The 9,670-nt window shown below is 52.3% G+C and carries 19 protein-coding genes; 12 read left to right on the plus strand and 7 right to left on the minus strand.

What is annotated here, in order from left to right; genetic code table 11:
* Positions 1-18 precede the first annotated feature (18 nt).
* The 6 genes from ACTJJ7_RS16460 to ACTJJ7_RS16485 form a co-directional block, all read right to left on the minus strand.
* Positions 19-366 carry a hypothetical protein gene (locus tag ACTJJ7_RS16460; RefSeq protein ID WP_440968174.1) on the minus strand — a complete coding sequence of 116 codons (348 nt, stop codon included), beginning with the start codon at positions 364-366 and terminating at the stop codon, positions 19-21.
* Positions 367-385: 19 nt separating this feature from the next.
* Positions 386-1,672, minus strand: a complete 1,287-nt coding sequence (locus ACTJJ7_RS16465; protein ID WP_440968175.1) for a DUF6745 domain-containing protein — start codon at positions 1,670-1,672, stop codon at positions 386-388.
* 29 nt (positions 1,673-1,701) lie between these two features.
* Positions 1,702-2,061 carry a hypothetical protein gene (locus tag ACTJJ7_RS16470; RefSeq protein ID WP_440968177.1) on the minus strand — a complete coding sequence of 120 codons (360 nt, stop codon included), beginning with the start codon at positions 2,059-2,061 and terminating at the stop codon, positions 1,702-1,704.
* A gap of 338 nt (positions 2,062-2,399) precedes the next feature.
* A complete protein-coding gene (locus tag ACTJJ7_RS16475; protein ID WP_440968179.1) occupies positions 2,400-2,711 on the minus strand; it encodes a hypothetical protein in 312 nt (103 codons plus the stop codon).
* Positions 2,708-3,025 carry a hypothetical protein gene (locus ACTJJ7_RS16480; protein ID WP_440968181.1) on the minus strand — a complete coding sequence of 106 codons (318 nt, stop codon included), beginning with the start codon at positions 3,023-3,025 and terminating at the stop codon, positions 2,708-2,710. The genes ACTJJ7_RS16475 and ACTJJ7_RS16480 overlap by 4 nt, the downstream gene beginning before the upstream one ends.
* Complete coding sequence (locus ACTJJ7_RS16485) at positions 3,022-3,234, minus strand: helix-turn-helix domain-containing protein (protein WP_440968182.1); 213 nt, start codon at positions 3,232-3,234, stop codon at positions 3,022-3,024. Before ACTJJ7_RS16485 ends, ACTJJ7_RS16480 begins: the two co-directional genes overlap by 4 nt.
* Before the next feature lie 94 nt (positions 3,235-3,328).
* Here ACTJJ7_RS16485 and ACTJJ7_RS16490 point away from each other — a divergent pair, with 94 nt between their 5' ends.
* Entirely contained in the window at positions 3,329-3,670 is a 342-nt protein-coding gene (locus tag ACTJJ7_RS16490) for a helix-turn-helix domain-containing protein (protein WP_440968184.1), read from the plus strand.
* Between the two features lie 663 nt (positions 3,671-4,333).
* On the opposite strand, the gene ACTJJ7_RS16495 is transcribed toward ACTJJ7_RS16490, so the two are convergent.
* Entirely contained in the window at positions 4,334-4,612 is a 279-nt protein-coding gene (locus ACTJJ7_RS16495; protein WP_440968186.1) for a hypothetical protein, read from the minus strand.
* Between the two features lie 109 nt (positions 4,613-4,721).
* Between ACTJJ7_RS16495 and ACTJJ7_RS16500 the strand changes: the two genes are divergently transcribed.
* The 11 genes from ACTJJ7_RS16500 to ACTJJ7_RS16550 all read left to right on the plus strand — a co-directional run bounded on the left by ACTJJ7_RS16500 (position 4,722) and on the right by ACTJJ7_RS16550 (position 9,648).
* Entirely contained in the window at positions 4,722-5,021 is a 300-nt protein-coding gene (locus ACTJJ7_RS16500; protein ID WP_440968188.1) for a hypothetical protein, read from the plus strand.
* A gap of 91 nt (positions 5,022-5,112) precedes the next feature.
* Positions 5,113-5,337 (plus strand): hypothetical protein, encoded by a 225-nt coding sequence (locus tag ACTJJ7_RS16505; protein ID WP_440968190.1) that lies wholly within the window; start codon positions 5,113-5,115, stop codon positions 5,335-5,337.
* Between the two features lie 183 nt (positions 5,338-5,520).
* On the plus strand, positions 5,521-5,667 hold the full coding sequence (locus ACTJJ7_RS16510) for a hypothetical protein (protein WP_440968192.1): 147 nt from the start codon (positions 5,521-5,523) through the stop codon (positions 5,665-5,667).
* Positions 5,668-5,887: 220 nt separating this feature from the next.
* Positions 5,888-6,082 (plus strand): hypothetical protein, encoded by a 195-nt coding sequence (locus tag ACTJJ7_RS16515; protein ID WP_440968194.1) that lies wholly within the window; start codon positions 5,888-5,890, stop codon positions 6,080-6,082.
* On the plus strand, positions 6,079-6,990 hold the full coding sequence (locus ACTJJ7_RS16520) for an ERF family protein (RefSeq protein ID WP_440968196.1): 912 nt from the start codon (positions 6,079-6,081) through the stop codon (positions 6,988-6,990). The genes ACTJJ7_RS16515 and ACTJJ7_RS16520 overlap by 4 nt, the downstream gene beginning before the upstream one ends.
* On the plus strand, positions 6,987-7,598 hold the full coding sequence (locus ACTJJ7_RS16525) for a lambda exonuclease family protein (protein WP_440968198.1): 612 nt from the start codon (positions 6,987-6,989) through the stop codon (positions 7,596-7,598). Before ACTJJ7_RS16520 ends, ACTJJ7_RS16525 begins: the two co-directional genes overlap by 4 nt.
* Positions 7,595-8,431 (plus strand): recombination protein NinB, encoded by an 837-nt coding sequence (locus tag ACTJJ7_RS16530; RefSeq protein WP_440968200.1) that lies wholly within the window; start codon positions 7,595-7,597, stop codon positions 8,429-8,431. The genes ACTJJ7_RS16525 and ACTJJ7_RS16530 overlap by 4 nt, the downstream gene beginning before the upstream one ends.
* Before the next feature lie 204 nt (positions 8,432-8,635).
* Positions 8,636-8,761, plus strand: a complete 126-nt coding sequence (locus tag ACTJJ7_RS16535; protein WP_440968201.1) for a hypothetical protein — start codon at positions 8,636-8,638, stop codon at positions 8,759-8,761.
* Between the two features lie 16 nt (positions 8,762-8,777).
* Complete coding sequence (locus ACTJJ7_RS16540) at positions 8,778-9,011, plus strand: hypothetical protein (RefSeq protein WP_440968203.1); 234 nt, start codon at positions 8,778-8,780, stop codon at positions 9,009-9,011.
* Positions 9,012-9,028: 17 nt separating this feature from the next.
* Positions 9,029-9,229: a hypothetical protein gene (locus ACTJJ7_RS16545; RefSeq protein ID WP_440968204.1), complete on the plus strand. Its 201-nt coding sequence runs from the start codon at positions 9,029-9,031 to the stop codon at positions 9,227-9,229.
* Positions 9,229-9,648 (plus strand): HNH endonuclease, encoded by a 420-nt coding sequence (locus ACTJJ7_RS16550; RefSeq protein WP_440968205.1) that lies wholly within the window; start codon positions 9,229-9,231, stop codon positions 9,646-9,648. Before ACTJJ7_RS16545 ends, ACTJJ7_RS16550 begins: the two co-directional genes overlap by 1 nt.
* The last annotated feature ends 22 nt before the right edge of the window (positions 9,649-9,670 follow it).

Consider the following 9,670-nt stretch of genomic DNA (forward strand, 5'->3'; position numbering starts at 1 on the left):
ATTCAGCCGATTGGGGGGTCAGTCGGCGACGCGCCGGGCCTGTTCGGAAAATGGGTCAAACTCCCGGCTCACGCGGAACTCATAAATGCCGGGCTCAAGATTGTAGCCGCCGTGCGGGTTGGCAGCGTCCTGCACAAATTCTTCAGGGTTTTCGAGGATTGCGAAAAACACCTGCATGCCATCTGGAACATTGTCGATACGCTCCATGACATCGCCGCCTGTGACACAGTGATGATGGCCGCTTTCGCTGTGTGAGATCACAAAGCCTTTTGCGATGCGGTCTACCTTCTTTGTCTGCATGGCTTCTGGAAGAGCATCGATCTTGATAATGCGTACTTCGCCCTGCTGGCCAATTACCTGTTTCATTTCAATTTCCTTTCAAGGATTAAGTTCTACGGGTTGGGTGCATGTATTCGGATTGCGGATCGCCAATGCGCCAAGCCTGAGCAGCCAAGGCTGTTTCGATTGGGAGGCCATCAATGTCGGAAATCTTTGGAACGCCTTCGAATATCGTTCCGTTTCTGGGGCATTTTGCCTGAAGGTATCGACCCGTCTCGGGGAATCCTGGGAGTGTCACCTCTACCAGAGCCCCCATGTCGCTTGTCGGGTCGCCGTCAATAATGCGAGGCTTAAGCGCCGGGATCATACGAGCGCCAAGAATCTGCATTCCTGCTGCACGTTGTTCCACATTCTCGGCTCTCAGCACCTCGACAGGATCAAGATTCCTACGGTCTTCGATCCAATGCGATGGCACCTTGACGCCATGCCAAAAATACAATGCCCAGCCGTCGCGCCACCTGTGGGATGGTCCTGTTTCGCAATGGGGACGGTTCTGATCATCAACACGCAACACTTCGGGGAAATCTGACACAAGGCAGAATTCCTCATGCATGACGCGAAATCCGCCATGGATAGCTGCCTGTTCCCAATGGGCGTATGCCGCGTGACTGGTCAGTTCCAGACCGAGAATGTCGCGGCACGATGTGAGATAGCAATCGTAACCGGCCCACATGTTGCCGCCCTGGTAATTGTTGCCCCATCGTCTGGCGCACTCGATGCCAAAGGTTCCAGCCAGATCAAGACATGCCGCAGCGGCCCCATTTTCGGCGTTGCGCGTGGCGTTGTCCGTGGCGTTGACCGTGGCGTTGTACGTGGCGTTGGCCGTGGCGTTGCGCGTGGCGTTGCGCGTGGCGTTGGCCGTGGCGTTGTCCGTGGCGTTGTACGTGGCGTTGGCCGTGGCGTTGCGCGTGGCGTTGTCCGTGGCGCTGTCCGTGGCGTTGTACGTGGCGTTGCGCGTGGCGTTGTCCGTGGCGTTGTACGTGGCGTTGGCCGTGGCGTTGCGCGTGGCGTTGCGCGTGGCGTTGTCCGTGGCGCTGTCCGTGGCGTTGTACGTGGCGTTGTCCTTATTATTCTTCCGCGAATACCAAATGGCTGCAGAAGCACCATAAGCAAAAGCCATGACCATGGGGGATGGGACGATAATAACCCGTGGTTCTTTCAGATTGGCCGCTGCATATATGCCCTTGATGGCCGGAATGATTTTGTCCGGTTCAATCGGATCGGTACGCATGGCTATGCCAATCCATTTTTGGGCATGCTCATCCATGCGGAGCTTTTCTTCTGGCGTAATCCCGCCGTGGGCCCTGGATGGTGTGCGAATGATTTTTGACATTGCGATTTCCCCTATTGTGATTTTAAAGCTCAGTCTCGCGGAGTTCCGGGGCGATCCAGAGCGCTAAGGAACGCGCGAAACGCAGCAATGACCGGGCCAGTGATATTCTCGTCTTCGCTCTCCAAGAGAGCTGTTGCTTTTGAAATGAGTCCATTGATCTCCATGACCTCTTCCCGCCCATAACGGACGCCAGCGAGCTGTTCGACGTCGCTTAATTCGTCGCCATTGATTGATATGCGTGGGTCTGCGTACCAAGCGTCTTTGGTTCTGGTGAACGACCAGCCAAGCGCCTTTGCCGCAATCCGAATGCGATCTTTGACATTCTCACCGGATCCTTTCGGAGCGATGCGGCTCTGCAACGCGTCTTGAACAAACTCAACGGTACTCATTTTGGATTTCTCCGACGTCTTTTCGGACATTTCCGAAGCCCTTTCCGATACGTGTTGAAACGTACCGGGCGATTGCGCTCCGGAGGTTGAAAGGAACTGATGATGAAACTGCAGATGCGGACGGGTCGCCAAACACATGCGCAAAAGCAGTTAGAACTTTTTTCATGGGCGGATACTCGCCACAATGAAGGTGAACAGGCCGGACAAGGTGGCTACGGCCACCGCCAGCGGCCAGCAAATTCCGATTGCCCATTCTCTGAGCCCTATGGGGGATTCCCGCGACGTGGACGCTAAGGCGCCCACAATGCCAAGTAGGTAAAGGCTCAGCGCTAGGATCATCATTGGACGGCCTCGACTGGAAAATAGCCGTGCTCTTCCGTAAGAATGTCTGGCGCTCCGGGATGAAGCGTATCAATGCGCTCAACCTGAGCCGATTGACCTAGGGCGATATGATAGTTGCGCCGATATCCCCATTCACTTGCAATCAAGCGTTTAAGCTCAAACCAAGCGCATGTGCCTTTTAGCCTGTTGACCCGGCGTAGTATTGCATCTGGCGTACGCCCTAAATAACGCGCCATCGCATCTTCGCCTGAAGTCTCAAAGTAGCAAACTAGATGGAGATCGCTTTCATATGTCCATATCTTATTCATGCCGCCACCCGCTCATTCAGAACCGGTGATGCCGGGTAAATGGAATTGACGGCTTGCTCTTCTTTGGAACCCATCGCTTGACACCCGCTTTCGCGACCCTGACCGACCACGGACTGCCGTCCATGGTTTTTTACGCAACCGGGAGAAGAACTTGGTATACCGCGCTGGCCGTCAGCAGCACTCAAAGTCAGCGAGTCAGGGCAAAATTGGCCGGACGACGGCATTTCAACGCATGTTGCGTTCGCAAGTCGGGCATAGCCTGTCACTTCAGCGATATCGCCGTCGTCCGATTGGAAGTCTTGGGAGTTGATCATGCTGTTATCTCCCTTCCGGTTTCATCGCCGATAAAATCGGGGAATGACACAACTCCCTCCGTCTCACTGTCGATCCTGGCGATCGTCACGATTGTCGGCTTTGATTTGCCGTTTCGAATACGATTTACCTGCGACTGCGATAGGCCAATCCTTTGGCCGAACGCCTCATCGGAAATGTTTTTGGATGTGAGATACAGATCGAGTTTCATGAGCACAGTATATGCATGTCATGCATATGTATCAAGTGCATATTTATCTATCTGATGATTTTTCTTAAATCAGGGATGAATGTACAATAATTGTATGGCTCCAGTACCAAAACAAAAAAGACAAAGACAGCGCCACTTTCTTAGGGAATGGCGCGAATATCTAAATTTGAACCAGGAAGCGGCTGCAGATCGCATTGGTGTGACTCAATCAAAATTGAGCAGAATAGAGACTTACAAATCGCCATATGATCAGGATTTTCTTGAAGAGGCTGCCATCGCTTATGGCGTTAGTCCTGCAAGTCTCATTATGAGAGACCCGAATGATCAGGATTCTGTCTGGGCGTTGGAAGAGCACCTAAAGAATGCCACCCCAGAAAAACGCGAACAGTTTAAGACCGTTCTGGAATTTGTGTTTAAAACCGGCACCCGTGGATAATCAGGATCTCATTACCATCGCAATCTTTGATCTATGATTTAGTTCGATCCGCCATTCCCCACCATGTAAGTTCTTCATGGCTTGCGCCAGCTTTTGAATGTGAAATTCGCAAGCCTCCTCTTCTGCCCTGGCAATTGCTAGTGAAAAAGAAGAAGAAATTACAACAGTAGGAACCACCTTTAGAAAATCACGCCTACTAGACATAGATCACCCCACGGACATGTACAGATGCATTGCCCAAACCTTGGAGCGGATGGTAACATAGTATTTTGTTCGCTTAATACATTTTATCGATGGGTTGCGATGTTTTGCCTATGAAACTAACAGTTTTTGTAGGTCGAGGCATAAGAAGAGCATTAGGATGGTCTCTAACACACGAGACTGCATCCCTTCCCACGCCCGTGTGGGCGCCAAGCATCCGTGGAACCAACCTCTCCTGAAGCTCGGTTTGATTTCCCAGCCGCTACTGGGTCTAACATCGGAGGTAGTCTTTTTTTCGAGCTGGTCAGGCCCATTTATCCCCGATACGAGCAAAGTCCTTTTCTTCGGACTTCGGTATAAGCTGCTTCAGTTTCCCGGCACCTTGCAAAAGTGTTTTGTCCGGCGGGCCATCAACCCCGTTCGATTCCGTCCGATGAGCCTGGCATCGACACCGCTTGGAGTTCATGTGCCATGATGATTGGCGCTGCGGATCAGCTCCGTTAAAGACCGCAACTTTTGTATCTCCACAACACTATCTTGGCGGGAACCGCCGATCAGACCCAAGATATTGTGGTTTTGACACACCCAAACTGAAGCATAACTTGCGCATCGATATTCGATGTGATACATAAGTATTTGCTTATCTCTAATGTTGTGTTGTGTTTGGGCGCCGGCAGGATCATCCCTCCGGCGCTTTTCTTTTACGCCCGCTATCATGCATGTGTCAATTTTTATATGCATGACATGCATTTTTCCTATTGCGTTACTTATGCATCTGATGCATATTATCCCCATACCAGCGAGTACGAAGACGGCCCAGCCTGATCTGCTCAACACATGGGGAAAGACGATGAACACGCATTTCGCAAATCTCGCATTCCACACAATTACCGCAGCTGTGAAGTCTGAAACCCTTCGTCAGGTCTGTGCGCGCATTGAGCGCGGTGGTCACACCTTATTTGTCCTGACCGATATTCTTCACATCGATGAAGAGACGGAAATCCACTCGGCCATTCGGACGCTGGACAAGCTTTTCATCCGTGAACAGGCCAAGAGCGGACACTGGTCATTCAATCAAAACCAGATGGTCATGCTCAAGCAGCACCACGATGCGCTGTGCAAGGCTGTAGGCAAGCGGAAGGCTGCATGATGCACGATTTTCTCGACGCACTGGCTGATGGTCTATCCCTCGCCATTTTCCTCTCTGCAGTCATCCTTATCGCAATGGGAGCAATGTAATCATGGCCACTCGCGCACAAAACGAACGCTTTATCGAAACTCGCGGTTATCGCGCACCTCGTGAAGCAATTGAAATCCTGTTCGACCGCTATGGCCTTGCGATGCTCTCCGATGAGCAGTTGGCCGAGGTCGTGAATGAAATGATCAGCAACGAGCGTTTCCGCAACAGGCTTAACCGTGAAAATCGCCGGATCATCTCCAGTCATGCCGAAAGGATGTCGTCATGAGCACTCCATTCACATTCGTTGATCTGATTATTCAAATCGCATGTGCGGCAGCGTTCATCGTTGCATGCCAGTACGTGAAGGGATGGACGAAATGATCACCATCCTTCTCGCTGGAATTCTCTTCATGCTCGCCTGCATTGTTCGGGCCGCACAGCTTCTGATTATCAAGCGGAGGCGAGGGCTATGAGCAATCACATTTTCCTGAGTGAGCCGGATTGCATCCGCATCATCCAGACCAATCGAGTTCACCGCTCTATGTGGGCGCTCGCAGTGTTCGGCGTGGTGATGCTTTCGATCCTGGTCATTGGAATTATCGGGAGGGTGTCTTGATGCGTCCACATCTTCGAGATTGTCCATTTTGCAAGGCGAGTGGGGAGGAGAATATCTACTTCTCCAAAGAGGTAGTCATAGCCAGCGATTGTGAGTTTGAATCTGGCTACACGGTACGATGCATCAATTGTGGCGTGGATGTACGCGACGAGTATCAGGACGAAGCCATCCGCCTTTGGAATGGTGAGGACAAGCCATCCAATGAGGATGAGGCTGCAACATGACCTCTCCATCCCAATACACACCACCCGAAATGCAGGAACGGATTAAGCGATATGCCCAATCCAAACCATCGGGTTTCCATGAATACCACCTCCGCCAGAACTACCGCGACCTTTGCCTGATCTACGGCAAGGAAGCAGCGCGGGAACTTCTCAACGAAATCGCTGATACCACTGAGGAGCGGATGAAATGATCTCGGAAAAGATCATCGACACAGATTCCTTCCAGCACGTCAGCATTGCAGCAGATCAGGTTGTTGGCCGAGTGGCCACCCAGATCAATAAGCCCTTCAAAGGAGCATCAGACATGGGTACTTCAGCAGCAATTATTGAGAACGACACATCCATTACACCAATCCGAAACGCCGACGCTCCCATGGTTGCGATGATCGAGCGGATTGCTTTGGACCCGTCAATCCCGATTGATCGCCTCGAAAAGATGATGGCCATGAAAGAGCGCATGGAAGATCGCGCTCGGGAAGATCAGGAGTTTCAGGCACGTAAGGCTTACTTTGCAGCGATGTCTGTATGCCAAGCTGAACTACCAGTGGTCGTAAAAAAGAGCCGGAACAATCACACCAATTCGAACTATGCCGATCTTGCGGCAATTGAAGATCAGGCCATGCCAATCATTCACAAGCACGGGTTCGGAGTATCTTTCCAGCCGGACGGATACAATGAAAAAGGCGAATTGCGCATTCAGTGGGAAATCTCCCATGCAGAAGGCTATGTCAAGAATGGTGTTGGAGAAATTCCAGTCGATGCCGCTGGCGCCCAAGGCAAGGTGAACAAGACCGGAACGCAGGCTTTCGGCAGCACGGCGACATATGGCCGGCGTTATCTCCTCTGCATGCTGTTCAATATCAGCACCGGTGATGACCGTGATGGCAACAACGAGAAGCCACGCAACCGCGAGACCATTTCGCAAGATCAAGTCAAGGTCATTCTCGGCTTGCTCGCCGACACGGATTCCGATGTCGAGCAGTTCTGCCGCATGGGTAAGATAGAAGCCGTTCCAGACATGTTGGCTATTGATTTCGAAGATGCCGTTCGGCTGCTCAATGCCAAATTGACCAAGCTCTCACAGAGGGCCGCGTCATGATGGAAGTCTTCGACATTGAACAAGGCGAAGATGACTGGTTTCAAGCGCGGCTTGGCATACCGACCGCCAGCAAATTCTCCACAGTCATGGCAAAGGGGGAAGGAAAGACGCGCAGTGAGTACATGCGCACCCTTGCCGGAGAAATCTTGACTGGCGAGCCGTCTGAATCCTTCACCAATGTTCACATGGAGCGTGGCAAGGTGATGGAAGACGAAGCGCGGGAAACATATGCTTTTGTTGAGGGCGCCGAGATTAGACGTGTTGGCTTCATTCGTAATGGTAATAAAGGCGCCAGCCCTGACAGTCTTGTCGGTGACCGCGGCGGTCTGGAGATCAAGACTGCGCTCCCGAAAATCCAGATCGATCGTCTTGAACGCAACCGCCTGCCACCAGAACACATTGCACAGGTACAGGGCAACATCTGGCTATCAGAGCGTGATTGGTGGGATTTCGTATCGTACTGGCCCCGCCTGCCCATGCTGATGATCCGCGTCTATCGAGACGACGAATACATCAAGAAAATGGCAGACGAAATCGACCGATTTAATGATGAATTGGCGGCCCTTGTTGAGCGTATTCGCCAGTATAGTTCACAGGTGGCAGCATGAGCGCCCGCGCCGTTGTCACAATCCAAGATGAGACAGATCGCGCCCGTGTAGCGAAATGGGCCAAGAATGTTGAGGTCGGCACAATTGTCGAGTTCCGCAAAAAGACTCGAAGTAACGAACAAAATGCAAAGCTTCACGCAATGCTTGGCGAGGTCGCTGAGCAGGTTGTGTGGTACGGGCGTAAGCTTGACAGCGATGACTGGAAGAATCTCTTCACGGCCTCTCTACGGGTCGCTGACGTAGTGCCTGGCATCGATCGCGGGACAATTGTTCCACTCGGCATTCGAACCTCATCTATGACAATTGAGGAAATGGGTAATCTCATCACCCTTATCTATGCTTTTGGCGACACGCAGACGCCACCAGTGAAATTCAAAGAACCGCGTGAATCAAATACAGAAACATCAGCCGACGATCTCCCCACGAAAGCTGATGCAGGAAGCGACGTAGACGCCATTTCCCCAGATGAGCGTGTCGCTTCCGACCTTACCGCTGATGAAGCGGATCAGCCCGACGATGTTTTAGACCCTCCCGCTGAGGCATCGTTGGGCTCTACAATCTCAGGAATGACACGCATGCTGATGGAAGAATGCATTGACAGTATGGTCAGTGCTGCAATTGATCTGACACACTCCGACGATGCTCGAAAAAGCAATATAGAAAGCCTGATTGGTATCTTCAAAAGCGAAGAGCCTTTATCCGATAGCCACGATTTTATCTATATGTGCGCCGAAACGGCTCGACGGATCATTGGCAAGCCAGCCGAAGAAGCCCGCGCACGTTCGTTCCTGACCGGCAAGATTCCCTCCACTCCAGCCGTGGAGGTGGCATAATGCCTATATCTCCAGAACGCATGAAGCTGTATCCCGGCGGTTCTACCAATTCGAAGGAGTGGAAGACTTTCCGCGCCAGCCTGATCGAACGCGCTGGCAACGCTTGTGAAGGCACACCACAGCACCCAAACTGCCGTGCCGCCAATGGTCAGCCTCACCCGGTCACGGGCAGCAAGGTCGTTCTGACGATTGCGCATATGGATCATGACGAAAGTCACTCCGATCCAGAGCGATGTCGAGCACTTTGCCAAAGATGCCATCTTCGGTGGGATGCACCGCATCACGCTCGCAATGCCGCTAAGACACGCGCGGCAAAATCTCCCCAAATGACGATGGAGGGGTTGTGATGAACATCAACGCCGACACTATCCGCCTTCGCATCCAATCTTTGCCGCCACATGCCCGTGGCCGACGCGAATTGGAGAATATCGCTCGCGAAGCAATGCATGATGATCTGTATCGAGCAGTGCGCGCTCAGGAACTTGAGAATGTTCTTGCTCGTGAAGTCTGGGCCACGCCGGCACAAAACGGCATTTCCCCAGACACAGATCGGGATTCCCGATTGATTGGCGGTGAATGATGGATAACTGCAACCACATGGAAGAAGCCGCCGAGATTGCCGATCTGATTTCTTCAGTTTGTGCGGGGAAAGATACGATATCCGTATTCATCGGATTGTCGATGGTCATCGGAGCTTTCGAGGCTAGAGCCGAACGACCCAATCTTGCGAACCTGCTGGATCTGATCGGGCAATCTGCTCAAGCTGAATTCGACCGTCGTATTGGTGAGGTGCACTGATGGCCCGGACAGTCTCCGAATGGGTAGCTCGAAACGATGACGCCAAAATACCCAATGGCGTAAAGCAGCGCATTGTTGACCGTCAGGGAGGATGCTGTGCTCTTTCCGGAAAGGTGTTTGGTCCCGGCAATAAGCCAGAATTTGACCACAAGGTCGCTCTTTGGCTTGGAGGGGAACACCGAGAGGGGAATCTTCACGCGATCTGCAAGGAAGAGCACAAAGCCAAGACAGCTGCAGAGGCAACTGTTCGCGCTAAGGTGAACAGCAATCGACAGAAGCACCTAGGCATCACTGTCCCTAAGGGAACGATTAAATCTCCAGGCTTCCTGAAGGCGGCCAAAGCCGATCATTCGCTCACAAAGCCCCTGCCACCACGCGTCCGTGACGTGTTCGGTCGCAACATTGCGAGGCAATCATGACACAGATTAAAGACGGTGGACC

Origin of the sequence: Phyllobacterium sp. 22229, assembly GCF_052056495.1 — a bacterium.
GTDB classification, from domain to species: Bacteria; Pseudomonadota; Alphaproteobacteria; order Rhizobiales; family Rhizobiaceae; genus Phyllobacterium; species Phyllobacterium myrsinacearum.

Coding starts and splice junctions, on each gene's coding strand:
- ACTJJ7_RS16485 (WP_440968182.1), bottom strand. CDS start 3,234: ATGAAACTCGATCTGTATCTCACATCCAAAAACATTTCCGATGAGGCG.
- ACTJJ7_RS16525 (WP_440968198.1), top strand. CDS start 6,987: ATGATGGAAGTCTTCGACATTGAACAAGGCGAAGATGACTGGTTTCAA.
- ACTJJ7_RS16540 (WP_440968203.1), top strand. CDS start 8,778: ATGAACATCAACGCCGACACTATCCGCCTTCGCATCCAATCTTTGCCG.
- ACTJJ7_RS16515 (WP_440968194.1), top strand. CDS start 5,888: ATGACCTCTCCATCCCAATACACACCACCCGAAATGCAGGAACGGATT.
- ACTJJ7_RS16475 (WP_440968179.1), bottom strand. CDS start 2,711: ATGAATAAGATATGGACATATGAAAGCGATCTCCATCTAGTTTGCTAC.
- ACTJJ7_RS16500 (WP_440968188.1), top strand. CDS start 4,722: ATGAACACGCATTTCGCAAATCTCGCATTCCACACAATTACCGCAGCT.
- ACTJJ7_RS16470 (WP_440968177.1), bottom strand. CDS start 2,061: ATGAGTACCGTTGAGTTTGTTCAAGACGCGTTGCAGAGCCGCATCGCT.
- ACTJJ7_RS16460 (WP_440968174.1), bottom strand. CDS start 366: ATGAAACAGGTAATTGGCCAGCAGGGCGAAGTACGCATTATCAAGATC.
- ACTJJ7_RS16505 (WP_440968190.1), top strand. CDS start 5,113: ATGGCCACTCGCGCACAAAACGAACGCTTTATCGAAACTCGCGGTTAT.
- ACTJJ7_RS16520 (WP_440968196.1), top strand. CDS start 6,079: ATGATCTCGGAAAAGATCATCGACACAGATTCCTTCCAGCACGTCAGC.
- ACTJJ7_RS16490 (WP_440968184.1), top strand. CDS start 3,329: ATGGCTCCAGTACCAAAACAAAAAAGACAAAGACAGCGCCACTTTCTT.
- ACTJJ7_RS16480 (WP_440968181.1), bottom strand. CDS start 3,025: ATGATCAACTCCCAAGACTTCCAATCGGACGACGGCGATATCGCTGAA.
- ACTJJ7_RS16510 (WP_440968192.1), top strand. CDS start 5,521: ATGAGCAATCACATTTTCCTGAGTGAGCCGGATTGCATCCGCATCATC.
- ACTJJ7_RS16465 (WP_440968175.1), bottom strand. CDS start 1,672: ATGTCAAAAATCATTCGCACACCATCCAGGGCCCACGGCGGGATTACG.
- ACTJJ7_RS16535 (WP_440968201.1), top strand. CDS start 8,636: ATGACGAAAGTCACTCCGATCCAGAGCGATGTCGAGCACTTTGCCAAA.
- ACTJJ7_RS16545 (WP_440968204.1), top strand. CDS start 9,029: ATGGAAGAAGCCGCCGAGATTGCCGATCTGATTTCTTCAGTTTGTGCG.
- ACTJJ7_RS16495 (WP_440968186.1), bottom strand. CDS start 4,612: ATGCATATAAAAATTGACACATGCATGATAGCGGGCGTAAAAGAAAAG.
- ACTJJ7_RS16550 (WP_440968205.1), top strand. CDS start 9,229: ATGGCCCGGACAGTCTCCGAATGGGTAGCTCGAAACGATGACGCCAAA.
- ACTJJ7_RS16530 (WP_440968200.1), top strand. CDS start 7,595: ATGAGCGCCCGCGCCGTTGTCACAATCCAAGATGAGACAGATCGCGCC.